This is a genomic window from Croceivirga sp. JEA036, assembly GCF_011882165.1.
GTDB lineage: Bacteria > Bacteroidota > Bacteroidia > Flavobacteriales > Flavobacteriaceae > Croceivirga.
Genome location: NZ_JAATON010000005.1, coordinates 119,740 through 137,063 on the forward strand (window position 1 = coordinate 119,740; position 17,324 = coordinate 137,063).

The 17,324-nt window shown below is 36.3% G+C and carries 21 protein-coding genes; 8 read left to right on the top strand and 13 right to left on the bottom strand.

Annotated features, from left to right (window positions below; all coding sequences use genetic code 11):
- Positions 1–77: 77 nt before the first annotated feature.
- Genes HCO57_RS13605 through HCO57_RS13615 form a run of 3 tightly spaced genes read right to left on the bottom strand, consistent with a single transcriptional unit; the run spans position 78 to position 2,757 of the window.
- Positions 78–1,184 (bottom strand): peptidylprolyl isomerase, encoded by a 1,107-nt coding sequence (locus tag HCO57_RS13605; RefSeq protein ID WP_167989474.1) that lies wholly within the window; start codon positions 1,182–1,184, stop codon positions 78–80.
- Positions 1,184–1,741 (bottom strand): gliding motility-associated peptidyl-prolyl isomerase GldI, encoded by a 558-nt coding sequence (gldI, locus tag HCO57_RS13610; protein ID WP_136950951.1) that lies wholly within the window; start codon positions 1,739–1,741, stop codon positions 1,184–1,186. The genes HCO57_RS13605 and gldI overlap by 1 nt, the downstream gene beginning before the upstream one ends.
- Positions 1,738–2,757: a DHH family phosphoesterase gene (locus tag HCO57_RS13615; RefSeq protein WP_167989475.1), complete on the bottom strand. Its 1,020-nt coding sequence runs from the start codon at positions 2,755–2,757 to the stop codon at positions 1,738–1,740. The genes gldI and HCO57_RS13615 overlap by 4 nt, the downstream gene beginning before the upstream one ends.
- Positions 2,758–2,907: 150 nt before the next feature.
- Between HCO57_RS13615 and HCO57_RS13620 the strand changes: the two genes are divergently transcribed.
- On the top strand, positions 2,908–3,327 hold the full coding sequence (locus HCO57_RS13620; protein WP_167989476.1) for a nucleoside-diphosphate kinase: 420 nt from the start codon (positions 2,908–2,910) through the stop codon (positions 3,325–3,327).
- Between the two features lie 72 nt (positions 3,328–3,399).
- Here the strand turns inward: HCO57_RS13620 and HCO57_RS13625 are convergent, their stop codons facing one another.
- From HCO57_RS13625 to recF, 3 genes are read right to left on the bottom strand one after another with little or no spacing between them, the layout of a single operon-like run.
- Positions 3,400–3,696 carry a DUF721 domain-containing protein gene (locus HCO57_RS13625; protein WP_136950954.1) on the bottom strand — a complete coding sequence of 99 codons (297 nt, stop codon included), beginning with the start codon at positions 3,694–3,696 and terminating at the stop codon, positions 3,400–3,402.
- Positions 3,696–4,118: a hypothetical protein gene (locus HCO57_RS13630; RefSeq protein ID WP_167989477.1), complete on the bottom strand. Its 423-nt coding sequence runs from the start codon at positions 4,116–4,118 to the stop codon at positions 3,696–3,698. Before HCO57_RS13630 ends, HCO57_RS13625 begins: the two co-directional genes overlap by 1 nt.
- A gap of 1 nt (position 4,119) precedes the next feature.
- The gene (gene recF, locus HCO57_RS13635; protein WP_167989478.1) at positions 4,120–5,199 is read right to left on the bottom strand and encodes a DNA replication/repair protein RecF; all 1,080 of its coding nucleotides are present in this window, start codon (positions 5,197–5,199) and stop codon (positions 4,120–4,122) included.
- 124 nt (positions 5,200–5,323) lie between these two features.
- On the opposite strand from recF, the gene HCO57_RS13640 reads away from it, so the two are divergent.
- From HCO57_RS13640 to HCO57_RS13670, 7 genes are all read left to right on the top strand, one after another.
- A complete protein-coding gene (locus tag HCO57_RS13640) occupies positions 5,324–6,085 on the top strand; it encodes a tetratricopeptide repeat protein (RefSeq protein ID WP_136950957.1) in 762 nt (253 codons plus the stop codon).
- A gap of 2 nt (positions 6,086–6,087) precedes the next feature.
- Entirely contained in the window at positions 6,088–6,570 is a 483-nt protein-coding gene (gene ribH / locus HCO57_RS13645) for a 6,7-dimethyl-8-ribityllumazine synthase (protein WP_136950958.1), read from the top strand.
- A 106-nt stretch (positions 6,571–6,676) separates the two neighbouring features.
- The gene (locus tag HCO57_RS13650) at positions 6,677–6,961 is read left to right on the top strand and encodes a riboflavin synthase subunit beta (RefSeq protein ID WP_136950959.1); all 285 of its coding nucleotides are present in this window, start codon (positions 6,677–6,679) and stop codon (positions 6,959–6,961) included.
- Positions 6,961–8,814, top strand: a complete 1,854-nt coding sequence (mutL, locus tag HCO57_RS13655; protein WP_167989479.1) for a DNA mismatch repair endonuclease MutL — start codon at positions 6,961–6,963, stop codon at positions 8,812–8,814. Before HCO57_RS13650 ends, mutL begins: the two co-directional genes overlap by 1 nt.
- A gap of 1 nt (position 8,815) precedes the next feature.
- Positions 8,816–9,559, top strand: coding sequence for a rhomboid family intramembrane serine protease (locus HCO57_RS13660; RefSeq protein WP_167989480.1), 744 nt, complete (start codon positions 8,816–8,818; stop codon positions 9,557–9,559).
- A gap of 2 nt (positions 9,560–9,561) precedes the next feature.
- Positions 9,562–10,437 (top strand): rhomboid family intramembrane serine protease, encoded by an 876-nt coding sequence (locus HCO57_RS13665; RefSeq protein WP_167989481.1) that lies wholly within the window; start codon positions 9,562–9,564, stop codon positions 10,435–10,437.
- A gap of 77 nt (positions 10,438–10,514) precedes the next feature.
- Positions 10,515–11,462, top strand: coding sequence for an endonuclease/exonuclease/phosphatase family protein (locus HCO57_RS13670; protein WP_209066172.1), 948 nt, complete (start codon positions 10,515–10,517; stop codon positions 11,460–11,462).
- Here HCO57_RS13670 and HCO57_RS16680 read toward each other — a convergent pair.
- Genes HCO57_RS16680 through HCO57_RS13700 form a run of 7 tightly spaced genes read right to left on the bottom strand, consistent with a single transcriptional unit; the run spans position 11,452 to position 17,194 of the window.
- On the bottom strand, positions 11,452–11,763 hold the full coding sequence (locus tag HCO57_RS16680) for a DUF6122 family protein (protein ID WP_245167601.1): 312 nt from the start codon (positions 11,761–11,763) through the stop codon (positions 11,452–11,454). The two genes, HCO57_RS13670 and HCO57_RS16680, sit on opposite strands and share 11 nt — an antisense overlap.
- Complete coding sequence (locus HCO57_RS13675; protein WP_167989483.1) at positions 11,756–12,391, bottom strand: WbqC family protein; 636 nt, start codon at positions 12,389–12,391, stop codon at positions 11,756–11,758. The genes HCO57_RS16680 and HCO57_RS13675 overlap by 8 nt, the downstream gene beginning before the upstream one ends.
- 9 nt (positions 12,392–12,400) lie before the next feature.
- Entirely contained in the window at positions 12,401–14,113 is a 1,713-nt protein-coding gene (lepB, locus tag HCO57_RS13680) for a signal peptidase I (protein ID WP_167989484.1), read from the bottom strand.
- 52 nt (positions 14,114–14,165) lie between these two features.
- The gene (dapB, locus tag HCO57_RS13685; RefSeq protein ID WP_136950967.1) at positions 14,166–14,873 is read right to left on the bottom strand and encodes a 4-hydroxy-tetrahydrodipicolinate reductase; all 708 of its coding nucleotides are present in this window, start codon (positions 14,871–14,873) and stop codon (positions 14,166–14,168) included.
- Positions 14,874–14,877: 4 nt separating this feature from the next.
- Entirely contained in the window at positions 14,878–15,519 is a 642-nt protein-coding gene (locus tag HCO57_RS13690) for a DUF5683 domain-containing protein (RefSeq protein WP_136950968.1), read from the bottom strand.
- A complete protein-coding gene (locus HCO57_RS13695) occupies positions 15,512–16,420 on the bottom strand; it encodes a ParB/RepB/Spo0J family partition protein (protein WP_167989485.1) in 909 nt (302 codons plus the stop codon). Before HCO57_RS13695 ends, HCO57_RS13690 begins: the two co-directional genes overlap by 8 nt.
- Positions 16,421–17,194, bottom strand: coding sequence for a ParA family protein (locus tag HCO57_RS13700; protein WP_136950970.1), 774 nt, complete (start codon positions 17,192–17,194; stop codon positions 16,421–16,423).
- Positions 17,195–17,324 lie beyond the last annotated feature (130 nt).

Sequence of the window (17,324 nt, forward strand, 5' to 3'; positions counted from 1 at the left end):
AGTGAAAATCAAGCATTATGCCAAAAACAAAAAGCCCTAACCGTTTGGTTAGGGCTAGATGGTATATAAAAAATATGTTATTCAGCTATACCGGTAATTTCTAAATCGAAAACCAAAGTAGAGCCGCCAGGTATTGGGCCATAATCGTTGTCTCCGTATCCTAAATGTGGTGGTATAAAAAGGCGAACTTTATCACCTACTTTCATAGTTTGCAAACCTTCTCTAAATCCAGGAATTAATTTAGCCTCTGGTCCATAAACCATAGGGAATGGACGGTAACCCCCTTGGTCTCTACGCCCAGGGTTAAGCTGTCCGTACTTTGCAGCAACTTCTTCTATATTACTGTCAAACAAATTACCATCTGTAAAATAACCCGCATAGTTAACCAAAACTTGTTGCCCCATTTGTGGTTGCCGTCCATTGGCATCATTTAATTTTAATACTTTTAGGCCGCTTTCTAGTGTTTCTGCTTTCTCTAACTGCTCTGCAATTTCAAAAGCAAAATCCTCTTTCATCTTTTTCATGGCTGCAATAACTTCTTCTTCTTCTTTAAAGTAGTCTTGCATTACTTTAATTGCATCAAACTTTTTAGCGTCTTTACCATTACGAATAATTTCTACTTTATTCATAGTAACTGGCTCAACAGGCTTGTCTCCGCTTCCTGTTTTTACTGCAGCAATAGAATCTACCACTTCTATGCCCTTCACTACTTCACCAAAAACGGTATGTTTACCATTTAACCAAGGAGTTTCTTTATGGGTGATAAAAAATTGACTGCCATTGGTTTTAGGTCCAGAATTGGCCATGGAAAGAATTCCTTTCTTGTTATGCTGTAATGTATCTACAAATTCGTCCTTAAACTTATAACCTGGGCTACCAGAGCCAGTGCCTGTTGGGTCGCCCCCTTGAGACATAAAGTCTTTTATAATTCTATGAAAAGTAAGCCCATCATAATATTTTTTGTCTTTAAATTCTTCAGAAACAAATGGATTATTCCCTTCTGCAAGAGATACAAAATTCGCCACCGTTACAGGGGTGGCTTCTTTATGTAATTTTACTACAATGTCTCCCTTATTGGTTTGGATATCTGCATAAATACCATCGCCCAAATCTGCATATTTTCCAGATTTACATGCGGTCATTAAAAGTAAGAGGGTGCTTATCCCAAGCAATAATTTTCTCATCAAGGTCTATTTAAATTAGTACTGTCTTTTTTTATTTCGATTAGTGTAATGCTCGATTTTACAGGCATGTTAGGTCCTATTTTATCGTTATCTCCCTTATAGCCGTAGGCTTGGCTAGACGGAAATAAAAAGGTGGCTTGTTCTCCTTCTCTTAATAGTTTTACGGCATTACGAAGCCCAGGAAATAATTGGGATTTATCTACGGCATGTTGTACCAAGCCGATATCTTTTCTTTTGTAAATGGTATCTCCTGTAAAACTCATGATATTGTAGGTAAGAAAAACTACATCATCGGTTTGTGGTGTGTAAGCCAAACTATCTTTCTGGGTTTCATAAAAATACCAAAAACCACTAGTGCTGGTTTCGTATTCATTTAGGGTATCTTTCTGTATTATCTCCTTAATCGCAGTTTCTTCTGCAGCTAATAGGCGTTTGCTTCGCTCTGCGGATTCTCTAATAAAACTTGTGCTTTTTTGTTGCACAGGTTTTCTAGGTTCTGGCTCGCCACAGCTTAATAGAACTACACCTGCAAGAATACTTAAAATACTATTTTTCATGCGTGTAATGCTGTTTTGTATGCTTCTAAAAGCTTTTTAAATTTAGTCACCGTTGCTTCCATTGAGTCATCACTTCTACCTCCTGCTGCATTATCATGTCCGCCACCGTTAAAATGTTTTCTAGCGAATTGATTTACAGAAAAATCACCCACAGATCTAAACGAAATTTTAATAATGCCTTCCTCTTTATTTTCAATAAAAATCACCGCAAATATAATCCCTTCTAAGGTAAGCCCGTAATTAACAAACCCTTCGGTATCTCCCTTGGTGTAATTATGCTTATCCAATTCTTCTTGGGTCATGGTAATAAATGCAGTGCGATACTCTTGCAGAATTACCAAATTATTTAGTGCAGTACCCAAAAGATGTAGGCGAGAAGGAGAATTATTATCAAATATATTCTGATTAATCGTAGTACCCTCTGCTCCTTGATCTAGTAAAGAGGCAATTACTCTATGTGTTCTACTGGTTGTAGACCTGTATTTAAAAGAGCCTGTATCTGTTAAAATACCAGTGTACAAGCTGGTAGCCATTTCCGGACTAATTAATGTTACCGCATCAAATGCTTCAACAACGTTGTAAACCATTTCGCAAGTAGAACTCATGCTGGTATCAGAATAGGTTATTTCAGCGTAATCTGCGGGTTGTTGGTGGTGGTCTATCATCACAAATTTAGCCTTGGCGTTTGTTAGCAAGGCTTCCATCTGTTGTCCAGTCCTAGAAAAATGATTAAAGTCTAGAGTAAATATAAGGTCGGCATTCTCAATTAAGCTCTTGCAATGCGCTTGTTGATATTCGTAAATTAGGATGTCTTTGCTGCCAGGAATCCATTTTAAAAACTTTGGAAAATCGTTTGGAACAATTACTTGAGCATCATGCCCTTGAGATGCTAAAAAACGTTGTAAACCTAAAGTAGAGCCAATAGCGTCCCCGTCTGGATTCTTATGAGGTACAATTACGATGTTTTTAGCCTTAGCTAGCAATGCTTTTAACTGCTTTACCTGTGTTGTATTCATGAGCCCAAATATAGTATTATAATAGCGTATTGCCGTTTTAAATTAGGCGTATAAAAAAGATATGTAATGTGTATTGGTAATCTTTAATTAAAGTAGATACTCTTGTGACTTTTATGAAAAGGCGTACTTTTGCGCAAAATTTCTAAAAAAATGACAGGTAATAGAACATTCACCATGATTAAGCCAGATGCTGTTGAAAACGGACACATAGGGGCTATTTTGGATAAAATCAGCGGTGCTGGTTTTAAAATCGTAGCAATGAAGTACACCCATTTAAGCAAAAGGGATGCAGAGGCTTTTTACGCTGTACACAATGAACGTCCATTTTTTGGTGAGTTGGTAGAATTTATGACCCGTGGTCCAATAGTAGCCGCTGTGTTAGAAAAAGATAATGCTGTGGAAGATTTTAGAGCTTTAATCGGAGCAACAAATCCGGCAGAGGCTGCAGAAGGTACAATCAGAAAATTATATGCTACTAGCTTAGGTGAAAATGCGGTACACGGTTCTGATAGTGATGAAAATGCTGCTATAGAAAGTGCTTTCCACTTTTCTGGTAGAGAAATTTTCTAAGTAAAAAGATTGCTAAGCCGTATAATACGGTTCGTTATACAAGAAAAGCCACCTGTGAGGGTGGCTTTTCTATTAGCGTAATACTATTTTTTTTACGAGTTCTGAACCCAACTCTTCATTAATCATGGCAATTATCTTTTGTTTACCCATGCTCAATTCTTGGCGTAAAACAGAAGAGGTTAAGGATACGTATAGCGTTTCGTTTTTTAATTCTACTTGCTGGGTGTAGGTGTTAATTCCTGGCCCCATGAGATTGGTCCAAGCTTCTCGCGCATTTACCTTATTTATCCCTTTTTCTAGATTATTTTCCTTGATAAACGCTTTTAGTACATCTCCTAAATGCTGTTGTTCGTTGTGTCTTTTAGCCATTAGGGTATAATATTTATAGGGTCGTATCTTTTGTAGCTATAGGTAATACCTTCTTTATCCTTGATGGAAAAATTAAGAGAGTCTAGATGGTTTAATTGCTCGGTCCATTGGTTTAATCCATTTTTATATTGCAGCAAAAATTCATCGTCTTTTTTTAGAATGCTAAAAGGCTCAACATCCTTAGTGCTAGTATACGTCCCATCTAATTTTGGTTGTACTTTGCTTTTAATTCCTTTAAATTGATTTAATTGAATAAAATCTATAGTGGTATTTACAGTGTATTCTTTTTTAGTGCCATCGGCAAATTCTACCGTAGTAATTTCCCAATATCCGTTGAGTAAATGTAAGTCTGTCTCAGTGATAGATTTATCTGTACAACTTAAAATACCCAATAATAGGCCAATAACTATCCAATACTTCATACTACAAGTTAAATATTTTATAAGATTGATGTATGTTTTTTACCACCTTTTCCGTTCGGTCTGCATGGGTGTCGCTTATAAATAGTTGACCAAAATGGTCATCATCTACTAATTTTACCAACTGCGCTACACGTTGCTCATCTAACTTATCAAAAATATCATCCAATAGTAGAATAGGAGTGGTGTTGGTTTGTTCTTTAATCATTTTAAATTGCGCAAGTTTTAATGCAATTAAAAACGATTTTTGCTGTCCTTGACTACCAAATTTTTTAATAGGATGTTCTGCGATACTAAAATCCAAATCGTCTTTATGTATACCAGCAGAGGTGTATTGTAGCGCTCGGTCTTTTTCCAAACTGCTTTCTAATAAGGTAAGTAAATCATTATCATGCAATTTGCTATTATAATGTAAGGCGATGCCTTCTTCCTTTTTAGCTACATTTAAATATTGTTCTTTAAACAATGGTATAAAGCGTTCTAAAAAATCTTTTCGCTTGTTGTAAATAGTAGTGCCGAGTGATGCTAGTTGTTCATTGTAAACCCCAAGAGTTACTGCGTCAAAAGTGTGGTTGGCAGCAAAATACTTTAATAGGGAATTGCGTTGCGTTACTATCTTATTATAGTTGATAAGGTTTTGTAAATACCCGTTGTCTGATTGTGATATCACACCATCTAAGAATTTACGGCGGGTATCACTCCCTTCAATTATTAAATCACGGTCGGCTGGCGATATAATAACTAAAGGTAAAAAACCAATATGTTCAGAGAAGCGTTCGTACGCTTTCCCATTTCTTTTAATTATTTTTTTAGTTCCTTTCTTATAGCTACAAATTACCTTTTCTTCTCGCTCATTCTTTTCAAAAAGGCCTTCTATCATAAAAAAGTCGGTCCCATGCTTAATATTTTGCGTGGTTACGGGGTTAAAGTAGCTTTTGCCAAAAGAAAGGTGGTAAATAGCATCTAACACATTTGTTTTGCCCACGCCATTTTGTCCTACAAAACAGTTTATTGTAGAATCAAACTCAAAATTTTCACTATCAAAACTCTTGTAATTAACTAAGGACAAATGTTTTAAATGCATAAAAAGGTGCTGTGGATTAAAAAAAGCAGCTCAGAACCCAAAAAATGGGGTTTCAAAAATAACGAATAATTTACCTTTCGATTTTAGATAAAAACTTTATTTTTGCCCGATTAAAAAAAGGAAGATGGCCACATATAAGAAGCGCGGTTACAAACCAAAGACAAAGGAAGAAGAAGTAATTATAGAAGAACAAGAAAGCACAACAGCAGAGGTATTTAATACACTGGATGAGGGTGCTTCTAAAACCGAAGCTTGGGTTTCTAAAAACCAAAATTACATTGTTGGTGCTATTGTAGCAGTTGCTGTTGTGGTATTAGGGTATTTGGCCTACACTAAATTTGTAGTGGAACCAAAAGACACTAATGCGGCGAATGAATTCTCTTATCCAATGCAAAACTTTAATGCAGCACTGACTAATGAAGCTCAGAAAGACTCTTTAATGACGTTAGCTTTAGAAGGTACGGAGGGTAAGTTTGGTTTTATTGATATTATTGAAGAATATAGCGGTACACCAACTGCAAACATGGCAAAATATGCTGCAGGTATGGCGTATTTAAACTTACAAAAGTATGATGAGGCTATTTCTTATTTAGAAGATTTTTCTTCTGACGATGAGGTTTATAGCGCTTTAGCTTTAGGTGGTATTGGCGACGCTTTTTCCCAATTGGAGCAACAAAAAGATGCTTTTGATTACTATAAAAAAGCTATTTCTGCCGCTGGGGAGAATGATTTTACGGCGCCTAAGTTTTTATATAAAGCAGGCGTTGCTGCCCTACAGTTGGGGAATAAAGAGCAAGCGTTGGATTATTTTAATAGAATTAAAGAAGAATTTCCAGCAGCAAAAGAGGCTAACTCTATAGACGCGTTAATTGGTTTTGCAGAGTAAGCATGGCTACAGAAAATAAAAACCTTTCCGTTTACAATAAAGAAGAATTGCCAAATGTGAGTCATTTAAAAATCGGCTTGGTAGTTTCTGAATGGAATGACAGTATAACAGAGCCCCTTTATCAAGGGGCTTTTGAAGCCTTAATAGATTGTGGTGTAGCACCAGAGGCAATTACGAGATGGAATGTTCCTGGTAGCTTTGAACTTACTTTTGGCGCTAAAAAAATGATTAAAGAATTGCCTGTAGATGCTGTGATAACTATTGGCAGTGTTATAAGAGGAGAAACTAGCCATTTTGATTACGTATGTAGTGCTACAGCACAGGGCGTTAAGGATTTAAATGTGCAGTTTAATGTACCTGTGATTTTCTGTGTACTTACAGATGACACTATGCAGCAAGCCATTGACCGCAGTGGAGGTAAACATGGTAATAAAGGTACAGAAGCCGCCATTGCTGCACTAAAAATGGCTATGCTAGGCAATTAAATTCCTTAAGGAGTGCTACTTGCACCCTGTTGTTAACAAATATTGTGAGCTGTAGTTTAAGGCTTCCTGCTATTTTAAGTAACTTTGAAGCTACAGTAAAAGGAATATGCGCAACTTTTTAAAGTTAAGGACAAATCGGGATTTTGATTACAAACCACGTTTTTACAAAGGCGAGGGAAACCCTTACAAGATTGAGCATAAATTAGATCAATTTAGGACAACTGCCACACACCAAAGAGGAATAAAACGGAAAGTAAGTAATGCCTTAAACGACCTTAAAACAGAGGGGGATAAGGATATGAAGAGGCGTTTTTTAATTATCCTTGGAATTTTGGTGTTGTTATTCCTTTTTATCATCGATTTTGATTTATCTATATTTTTAGGCTCCTAATGGCAGACATCATAAAACTATTACCAGACCATGTCGCTAACCAAATAGCAGCAGGGGAAGTGGTTCAACGACCGTCCTCAGTGGTGAAAGAGTTGTTAGAAAATGCCATAGATGCTGGAGCGGATACTATTAAACTCATTGTAAAGGATGGTGGCAAAACGCTAATTCAGGTAGTCGATAATGGTTCCGGAATGAGCGAGACGGATGCGCGATTGGCATTTGAACGCCATGCTACTTCTAAAATTACTTCTGCAGAAGATTTATTTAATTTACACACCAAAGGTTTTAGAGGAGAAGCGTTAGCTTCTATTGCAGCCATAGCACATGTAGAGTTGCAAACTAGAACTACAACCATGGATGTTGGCGTTTTAATTAAGATTGAAGGGAGCCAGATAAAAGAACAAGAAATGGTGGTGACGCCAGAAGGCACATCTATCGCTATCAAAAATATATTTTTTAATATCCCAGCGAGAAGAAACTTTTTAAAATCTAACCAAGTAGAATTACGTCATATCACAGACGAATTTCAACGGGTAGCTTTGGTACATCCAACCATTGCTTTTCAGTTTTATAACAATGGTTCTGAATATTTTAACCTTCCTTCAGAAAGTTTTAGGCAGCGTATTGTACATATTTTTGGTGCTAAAATGAACGAGAAATTGGTGCCTGTAGCAGAAGACACAGCGGTTGTAAAACTTAATGGTTTTATTTGTAAACCAGCGTTTGCCAGAAAGAGTAGAGGAGAGCAGTTTTTCTTTGCCAATGGCCGTTTTATAAAGAGTCCATATTTGCATCATGCTGTGGTTTCGGCTTTTGAAGGTTTGCTAAAACCAGAGGTATACCCTGGTTATTTTATTTGCTTAAATGTGGACCCAAAGTCCATAGACATCAATATACATCCAACAAAAACGGAAGTTAAGTTTGATGATGAAAATACCCTGTATGCAATTTTACGTTCTGCTGTAAAGCATAGTTTGGGGCAGTTTAATGTGGCACCGGTATTAGATTTTGACCGTGATCAAAATTTAGATACACCCTACGCCTACGAGCAAAAGCAGGCAAGTTTGCCAAAGGTTTCAGTAGATGCTAGTTTTAATCCTTTTGCCAAAGAAAAAGTATCGACAACTCAAAAAGGAGGCATAAAAGTAGCCTTGCCAAAAAAACCAAGAACGGAAGGATGGCAGGAACTATATGCATTTGATACTGTAGAAAATAATGTTTTTTCTAGCATTCAGGTAGAATCTGACTTAACGGAAACTAGTCTTTTTGATACAGAAGGAACAACGCAGGATGCCACCCACCAAACCTTTCAATTACAACGTAAATTCATAGTAAGTACAGTAAAATCTGGTTTGCTACTTATTAATCAAAATAGGGCACATCAACGGGTGTTATTTGAGCGTTTTTTGGAAGAAATAACTATTAAAAAAGCAGTTTCTCAACAATTGCTTTTTCCGGAAGTCTTGGAATATACTAGTACGGAGAAAGCACAAATAATGGCTGTAGAAGAGGTGTTGCACAATTTGGGATTTGATATAGATTATTCTCCCAAAAATGGGGTAGAGGTGCGGGGTGTTCCTACATTGTTGCCAGAAGGAAGTGTGGCTTTGGTCTTAGAAGACATTTTAGCTTCTACTGCTATTGGGCAAGAAGAAATAGGATTTTCTCAAGCAGAACAAATGGCAAAGATTATGAGCAATGCTTTGGCGGTCAAAACCGGTCAAGAGTTGAGCTCAGAAGCACAATTAGGGTTGTTAAACGATTTATTTGCATGTAAAGAGCCCAAATTGAGTCCAACAAACAAAACAATTTATACCATAATTGGTGTTAACGAATTAGAGAATAAGTTTTAAAATGGGGAGGATTACAGAAGGGATTAAGCACTTAATCATTATAAATGTTATCTTTTTTATCGCAGGGATTTCTGGATTGGCAGATACCTTGTATCAATATTTAGCATTGTGGTTTCCTTTGAACCCTAATTTTCAGATATGGCAAGTGTTTACCCACATGTTCTTGCATGATTTTACAGGCTTTATGCATATTTTATTTAATATGTACGGTCTTTGGGCGTTTGGTACGCCTTTAGAACGTATGTGGGGTCGTAACAAGTTTCTTTTCTTTTATTTTTCTGCAGGGTTAGGAGCGGGGTTAATACATATTGCAGCCAATTACTTTTTCTTTAGTCAAGGTTTAGATGCTGTAATGGCCAGCGGCTTAGCTAAGCAAGAGATTATTGATGTTTTGGCTAGTGGCAGGTATAGTCCCGATTGGTATAATTTGGCATCTAAAGGAACTATAGATGGTTTTATATCAGCCTTTAATGCCCCAGCAGTGGGAGCCTCTGGTGCGGTATATGGGATTCTCGTTGCATTTGCTTTTACCTTTCCTAATGCAGAATTGATGATGATATTCTTGCCAATACCCATAAAAGCAAAATATTTTGTGCCTTTGATTATTTTGGGCGATTTGGTCTTTGGATTTAGTAGTGTAAATACAGGTATTGCCCACTTTGCACATATTGGTGGTGCACTCATAGGTTTTATAATGATGTGGTACTGGAAAAAAAATCAGTTTAATAATAATCGTTGGAACTAACCATGAAAAATGGTAATCTACAATATCAGTTTGCAAGGCTTTCTGTAGCAGAGAAGTTGATAGTTATCAATATCATCATTTTTATTGTAAGTGGCTTAATACAAGCTTTGTTTAGTGCTAGTCCTAACATGGTAATGGGCTGGTTTCAATTGCCTAAAAATTTTGGGGAATTTATAGTACAGCCTTGGTCTTTAGTTACGTATTCTTTTTTTCATAGCGGCATTGGACATATATTTTGGAATATGTTGATGCTTTGGTTTGCCAGTCGTATTTTTTTAAACCTTTTTGATGCACAACGCTTTCTAACCGTCTATTTTCTTGGAGTTATTGTAGGTGGACTGTTTTTTTTATTGAGCTATAACATCTTTCCTGCGCTATTGAATACTAACACGGCATTGATTGGCGCTTCTGCTGGTGTTACAGCAGTATTGCTGTTTGTATGTAGCTACATACCAAACCAGGATGTTAGAGTTTTTATCGTGAATGTAAAACTATGGCATGTGGGGGTGTTTTTTGTGTTAATCGATTTAATACAAATTCCATATGGTGGTAATATTGGTGGTAGGTTAGCACATTTAGGAGGTGCTTTAATAGGGTATATCTATGCACGGCAATTACTAAATGGAAACGATATAGGGGCTGGTTTTTCTAGATTTATAGAAGGTTTTCAAAATATATTTAAACCGAAAGAAAAGAAACCCAAGTTTAAGAAGGTATACAAAAACCAAGCTGCAAGCAGCACTACAACAAGGGACTATGATAAGGTTGCAAGACAGAAAAGGATAGATGCTATTTTGGATAAGATTAGCAAAAGTGGTTATGAGAGTCTGTCTAAGGCAGAAAAAGATTTTTTGTTTAAAGCTGGTAAAGAAGATTAGTTAGCGTAGTGAGATTGTCCTTTTGTTTACGTTGGTTAGTTAAAATTAATCTTGTAGTTGTTCTAATTACAGTTTTGTTGATTTTGTCTAGTTTTTCAAAAGAAAGTTTTTTTGGAGTCTTTTCTTTTCTAGGTTTGTTTATTCCTGTAATAGCCTTTGTACATTTTGGTTTTATTGTATTATGGTTAACGACTAAAAAAAAGTGGCGAGCTTTGTATTCTGTGCTGTCCATTGTTTTTATTTATTACGCTTTTGGATTGTTTTTCAGACCATTTTCTGGCCCTGGTGAAGAAACCATTTCAATCATGTCCTTTAATGCAAGAGGGTTTAATAGATATGATTGGATGGCAGATGAGAAAGGAGGGGACAGAATATCTAAGTTTTTGAATAAAAAATTTCCTGATATACTTTGTATTCAGGAACATACAAGAATTCGTTACAAACAACTGAAGTCCTATAAATACAGGGCGGAAACTCCCTATGGCTCCGACAAATCTACACAAGCGATTTTCACTAAATATCTAATAGTTAATAAGGGGTCTTTAGATTTTCCAGGGACAATTAATAATGTAATATTTGCGGATATTGTTATTCAAATGGATACGGTGAGGGTATATAATGTCCATTTGCAATCATATGTTGTAGATCCAAATGGAGATGTACTAGAAAAAGGAAAATATAAAAGTACTCTGAAAAAGATATGGTATGCGGTTGGTAAACAACATGAACAAGCATACCTATTAAAAAATCATATAAAGACTTCTGGTATACGTAAAATTTTAATTTGTGGCGACTTTAATACAACGCAGTTTTCCAATATTTATAGAACAATTAAAGGTAATCTACAAGATTCATTTTTAGAAGCGGGTAGTGGGTTTGGTAAGACATTTGATTTGTATGGATTTCCTATGCGTATTGACTACATTTTAGCAGACGATAATTTTGAGATTACATCACATAAAAACTATGATATACAATTATCAGATCATTATCCAGTAATGGCAACTGTAAAATTTAGGGAATAAACTGGCAATCTACAATATCTGCTAGTATATGTATTAATAATGCTAAACCAATAATTCTCGTTTTTTTTACTACAAACAGGCCTACATAAACAATCATAGCCCAATAGGTGTGTAGGGGATGAAAGTTAATACTGCATCTATTAGGGTCAAATACAGGTGTACTCAATAGGTGGTCAAGGTCTATTACTATGCCTAATAGTAAGATTAAGCTAACTTTTTTCCATTTATGAGGATATATGGTGGCAGCTAGCATAACCGGTACTAAGAAATGTATGCCGTAATGCAAACAAAACCTAAGCATGTAAAAACGATAAATCCGCCTCTTTTAAAAGACTTAGCGCATTTGGCCCTTCATTAAATAACAAATCTAATGCACTAGTATTGGGTATAAAAGCATGGCGGGCCATGAATACTTGATTGTATTTGGGGGCATTAAAAGGGAGTTGTTGCTTAGCATTCACCAAAAAACGACCATCTTGATGGTTCTCTATTGTTTTATGATAGGTTTCTGTTTTGGGAAAATCTAAATTTATGCTCAAGGCATCCTCAAAAAAACGCAAAGTATCAAAATTAAAATCGATAAGATGCGTGTAATCTTTTGTGAATAACGGTGCTAATTCGTCTTCATAAAATTCAAAAAATGGTGACGTGCGATAAGCCGTTTGCAGCGTACGCCAATGCTGCCGTTGCCATTGCTCTTTATTATCAATCTTAACCTCACCATATTTTTGTCGCCCCTCGTTCTTTTTAATATGCTGTATAGGTATTGTCAGTGTATGTTTACCTTGGTCTGTACAGATATGATATCTATTCCGATAGGTTTGCTTCTGGAAATTATCTTGTGCTTCCCAGATACCTTGGTGCTGTATAGCCGTGGCAAGGGTAGCAATATTGGGAAAACAAACAGGATGTAAAACTATAGTTGCCAAGGTATTAAATTAAGCTTCTTCTGATTTTTTCTTCTTTTTTCTAAAGAAATCGAACACAAAATAACCCGCAAGCGCAATTAAAAAGAATTTAAAGTAAGATCTAGGTTCGCCACTACCACCAACTGTTGTAAAAACACGATCCCAACGTACTTTTTCATTAAATTTAATACCGTCTTGAAAGTTGTCAAAACTCATCCAAATGAATACAGGTTTACCTACGATGTGATTCTCTGGAACAAAGCCCCACGTTCTACTATCTTCTGAATGGTCGCGGTTATCCCCCATCATCCAAAAATAGTCCATTTTAAAGGTGTAACTATCTGCCGGTTTTCCATTAATCAAAATCTGGTTTCCAGATACCTTCACTGTATTATGTTCGTAGTCTCTAATCACCTTTTTGTAAAGCGGTAAATTTTCTAAAGTAAGTTTAATACTTTTGTCCTTTTCCGGAATATATAGTGGTCCAAAATTATCGTTATTCCAGCTGTATAGCTTGTTCTGAGGAAAAATGTTATAACCTGCCTTGCCTTTAGGCTCTACTGCTCTAACGACAGAATCTACACTGCTATTTTTCTCTAATGTAGCTTTCATCTCTTCTGTTAAATTCACCAAACGTTGCCTTGGTGTCTCTTCAGAAAGATTCGTTAATCTTGCATTGCGTATCACCTCAACAGGAATACCGTTCTGATTAGTAATGAGCGAAATTTTGCCATCAGAACGCTTGTCTGCAGCGAGTAAATATGGCGTAAGAATTTGAAGTTGCTGCTGTGTAATAGGTTCGCTTACATACGTTCTCTGGAAACTGTCTGCTCCAACTTCGTTTAAAATACGGCTACTAACCCCTTTGTTAGCGTATACTATGTTGTTAAACATTGGTTTTGCGCGGTCATCTAGCTGTAATTTTTTACCATCTATATAAACGTCACCATCTATTACAGATAAAGTGTCTCCTGGTGTACCCACACATCTTTTTACGTAATTAGACTTTTTATCAATAGGCTTTTTTACACCCTGTTCTTTAACAAAAAACTGTCTAACTGTGTCTGCAGGCCAACTAAAAACAACGATATCATTTTTTTTGGGCGACTGAAACCCTGGCAATCTAAAATATGGGATTTGAGGCTTATTTAGATAGGATTTAGTACCAACAATAGGCAAGGTGTCGTGTACCATAGGAGCGGCAACCGCCGTCATTGGTGTTCTCGCTCCAAAATGAAATTTACTTACAAATAAAAAGTCGCCCACACGTAAGGTGCGCTCTAAAGAACCCGTGGGTATTACGTAGGGTTGTATAAAATAGGTATGTACCATGGTGGCGGCAACTATAGCAAATACAATGGAACTAACCCATTCACCAACACCTGTAGTTGGTTTTAAACTACGGTCTTCTATATATTTTGCATCCATGGTGTAATTGACTACATAGATGTAAAATCCTAGGGTTAAAATTACTGCCCATGTTTGCCATAATTTGTTTTGTCCAAAACTTCTTATAGTTTCTACCCAAATTACAGGAAACATCAATAAGTTTATAATGGGGATAAATAGTAGTATAGTCCACCATTTTGGCCTATTGATGATTTGCATTAAAATTATAGCGTTGTAGACAGGTATTGCTGCTTCCCAAGCTTTTCTGCCAGCTTTAACATACAATTTCCAAGTGCCAAGAAAATGAATGACTTGTACTATTAGTATAAATAAAATCCACTGGGTACTATCCATAATTAATTGTTTATCTCGTAATCAGACAATAATTTATCGTGTTTGTTACCAATTAACTTAGGTTTAACACATCTTTCATGCTGTAAACACCTGTTTTGCCTTGCAGCCATTCTGCGGCTATGATTGCGCCCATTGCAAAACCATTGCGGTTGTGTGCAGTATGTTTTATTTCGATGCTATCTACATCACTATCATATTTTATGATGTGTGTGCCTGGAACTTCTCCTTCTCTAATGGAGGTAATGGCAATTTCATCGGGATGTGCACCTACCAATTGCCATCCTGAATAATCAGAATTAGCAATTATGCCTTCGGCAAGGGTAATCGCTGTGCCACTAGGGGCATCTATTTTATGTACATGATGAATTTCTTCCATATGGGCATGGTAATCCTTAAAACCATTCATCATTTGGGCTAGTCGTTGGTTCAACTCAAAAAATAGGTTTACGCCTAGACTAAAATTTGAGCCATAAATAAATGCGCCGTTTTTAGCTGAACACAAGGCAATTGCTTCTTCATATTTGGCCAACCAACCTGTGGTGCCAGATACAACCGGAATACCTTTCTCAAAGCACAAGGAAATGTTATTGAAAGCTGCATCTGGAGTACTAAAATCTATAGCTACATCTATCGCGTCAAAGTCTAGTTGATTTACATCTGTATCTAAATCTACTTTAGCAATAATGGTATGGCCTCTTTCTGTTCCTATTTTTTCTAACATACGGCCCATTTTACCGTAGCCGAATAATGCAATGTTCATAAGCTTAAAATTTTACTACCAACGTAAAGCCATAGCTTGGGTCGCCCGTAACTTCGTTGAGGTCTAGGTATGGTGATATGTCGTAGGCTAACTTATCACTAACATTAAATTGTTTTAAGTGTGCGGTTACATTGGCATCAATTATATTTAGTGCGTAAATACCAATGTTCAGCAATAACCACAAGTCTCTAGATTGCTGTATGTTTTCTTGTGCGTTCTCTAATCCTTCTGTAGATACGTTAATGACACCATTGCCATCTGGGTCATAAAACTCATCATCTGTAAAACCAGCCTTTCTACGTTTAAAAGCATTTCTGTACCTTCTGTATTTGGTATGTTCTGTAGAATAATTGTAGATACCCCAACCCATAATACCCCAAACAATGGGTGCTTTCCAATATTTTTTATTGTAAATCTGCCCTAAACCTGGTAAAACTGCTGAGTAAAATGCTGCTTTACTTGGGGCTAGTGGGTCAATAATTTCTGGAACATAAACAACTTCTTCAACAGTAATTCCTTTAGCTTTTGCGTTTGCTTTAATGGAATCCACAGCAGAAACGTTCCTAATAGAATCGGTTTCTACTTGAGCTAGAGCGACAAAAGAAAAAAGTAAGCATAGGGTAGTATGAAAAAGGGAATTATTCACCCGAAAGTATTTTTTGTAAACGTTGAAATTCTTCTTTGGAATGAAACGGAATTACAATTTTACCTTTTCCGTTGGCCGAAGCTGTTATGTCCACCTTAACGGCTAAATTTTCTTTTATGGCATCAAAGCGTTCTTGTATAAATTCTGGCAACTCTTTTTTTGCCTTTTTAGCTTTTGCACTGTTTTTATCACCACCTTCTTTATAGGCCTTTACCAATTGTTCTGTATCTCTTACAGATAATCCTTCAGCAACAATTTTCTCGTAAACGTCTATTTGGTCTTTATTTTTTTCAATATTTACTAAAGCTCTACCATGACCCATACTTATAAAGCCATCTCGCATCCCTGTTTGTATAATAGGATGTAATTTTAATAGGCGTAAATAATTAGTTATTGTAGAACGTTTTTTGCCAACGCGGTCACTTAATTTTTCTTGTGTGATTTCAATCTCATCAATCAATCTTTGATAAGATAGTGCAACTTCTATGGGATCTAAATCTTGGCGTTGTATATTTTCTACCAAGGCCATTTCTAACGACTCTTGATCATTGGCTATCCTGATGTAAGCAGGTATGGTCTCTAAACCAACAATTTTAGAGGCTCTAAACCTACGTTCCCCAGAAACCAGTTGAAACTTGTTATAGTCTAATTTACGTACGGTTATGGGTTGTATAATCCCTAATTCTCTAATGGAGACGGCTAGTTCTTGCAGTGCTTCATCACTAAAATTTGTTCTTGGCTGAAAAGGATTTACCTCAATAGAATTCAAATCTAATTCTACCACACTACCAATAACTTTATCCGCATTTTTATCAGTAACGGATTGTATGTCGTTTTCTGGATCTTTTAATAAAGCGGAAAGCCCTCTTCCAAGGGCTTGTTTTTTAGTTGCCTTCGCCATTTAAACTTTTTCCTTGTTTTTATTCAATATTTCGTTGGCCAAGTTTAGATAGTTGCTTGCGCCTTTGCTGCTTGCATCGTATTTAATAATACTTTCTCCGTAACTTGGTGCTTCACTAAGTTTTACATTACGTTGTATTATGGTGTCAAAAACCATATCTGCAAAGTGTTTCTTTACTTCTTCTACCACTTGGTTAGACAGGCGTAATCTAGAATCATACATAGTAAGTAGCATACCTTCAATATCCAAATCTGTATTGTGGATTTTTTGTACACTTTTTACTGTGTTCAATAGTTTACCTAGTCCTTCTAGAGCAAAATATTCACATTGTATAGGAATGATAACAGAATCTGCTGCCGTTAGTGCATTTAAGGTAAGTAAGCCTAAAGAAGGTGCGCAATCTATTAAGATGTAATCATAGGCATCTTTTAGGCCAGCGATTGCTTCTTTCATCATATATTCCCTGTTGTCTTTATCTACCAATTCTATCTCAATAGCAACAAGGTCTATGTGAGCAGGTATTAAGTCAACATTTGGAGATTCGGTGGTTACTACAGTTTCTTTTGCCTTGTATGTGTGCTCTAATAACTGATAGGTACCCAGTTCTACACCTTCTACATCTACACCTAGACCAGAAGTGGCATTTGCTTGGGGGTCTGCATCAATTAGTAACACCTTTTTTTCCAGCACTCCTAAAGAGGCGGCAAGGTTAACGGTGGTGGTTGTTTTACCAACCCCTCCTTTTTGATTTGCAATAGCAATGATTTTGCCCATTGAACGCGTTAAGTTAGGGGTTAAAAATACAATTATTTACAACGCTAAAAAACGGAAATTGTTAACACTGGGTGAATAACTTGGGATAAACTCGTTAAACTACGTTAAACAAATCTTTAATTCCGAATAA

Excerpts from the sequence above, each read along its gene's own strand:
- HCO57_RS13695 (WP_167989485.1), bottom strand. The coding sequence starts at position 16,420 with ATGGCGAAGGCAACTAAAAAACAAGCCCTTGGAAGAGGGCTTTCCGCT.
- HCO57_RS13625 (WP_136950954.1), bottom strand. The coding sequence starts at position 3,696 with ATGGCTAAAAGACACAACGAACAACAGCATTTAGGAGATGTACTAAAA.
- mutL (WP_167989479.1), top strand. The coding sequence starts at position 6,961 with ATGGCAGACATCATAAAACTATTACCAGACCATGTCGCTAACCAAATA.
- HCO57_RS13620 (WP_167989476.1), top strand. The coding sequence starts at position 2,908 with ATGACAGGTAATAGAACATTCACCATGATTAAGCCAGATGCTGTTGAA.
- HCO57_RS13650 (WP_136950959.1), top strand. The coding sequence starts at position 6,677 with ATGCGCAACTTTTTAAAGTTAAGGACAAATCGGGATTTTGATTACAAA.
- HCO57_RS13615 (WP_167989475.1), bottom strand. The coding sequence starts at position 2,757 with ATGAATACAACACAGGTAAAGCAGTTAAAAGCATTGCTAGCTAAGGCT.
- lepB (WP_167989484.1), bottom strand. The coding sequence starts at position 14,113 with ATGGATAGTACCCAGTGGATTTTATTTATACTAATAGTACAAGTCATT.
- HCO57_RS13640 (WP_136950957.1), top strand. The coding sequence starts at position 5,324 with ATGGCCACATATAAGAAGCGCGGTTACAAACCAAAGACAAAGGAAGAA.
- ribH (WP_136950958.1), top strand. The coding sequence starts at position 6,088 with ATGGCTACAGAAAATAAAAACCTTTCCGTTTACAATAAAGAAGAATTG.
- HCO57_RS13700 (WP_136950970.1), bottom strand. The coding sequence starts at position 17,194 with ATGGGCAAAATCATTGCTATTGCAAATCAAAAAGGAGGGGTTGGTAAA.
- recF (WP_167989478.1), bottom strand. The coding sequence starts at position 5,199 with ATGCATTTAAAACATTTGTCCTTAGTTAATTACAAGAGTTTTGATAGT.
- HCO57_RS16680 (WP_245167601.1), bottom strand. The coding sequence starts at position 11,763 with ATGCTTAGGTTTTGTTTGCATTACGGCATACATTTCTTAGTACCGGTT.
- dapB (WP_136950967.1), bottom strand. The coding sequence starts at position 14,873 with ATGAACATTGCATTATTCGGCTACGGTAAAATGGGCCGTATGTTAGAA.
- gldI (WP_136950951.1), bottom strand. The coding sequence starts at position 1,741 with ATGAAAAATAGTATTTTAAGTATTCTTGCAGGTGTAGTTCTATTAAGC.
- HCO57_RS13665 (WP_167989481.1), top strand. The coding sequence starts at position 9,562 with ATGAAAAATGGTAATCTACAATATCAGTTTGCAAGGCTTTCTGTAGCA.
- HCO57_RS13605 (WP_167989474.1), bottom strand. The coding sequence starts at position 1,184 with ATGAGAAAATTATTGCTTGGGATAAGCACCCTCTTACTTTTAATGACC.
- HCO57_RS13630 (WP_167989477.1), bottom strand. The coding sequence starts at position 4,118 with ATGAAGTATTGGATAGTTATTGGCCTATTATTGGGTATTTTAAGTTGT.
- HCO57_RS13660 (WP_167989480.1), top strand. The coding sequence starts at position 8,816 with ATGGGGAGGATTACAGAAGGGATTAAGCACTTAATCATTATAAATGTT.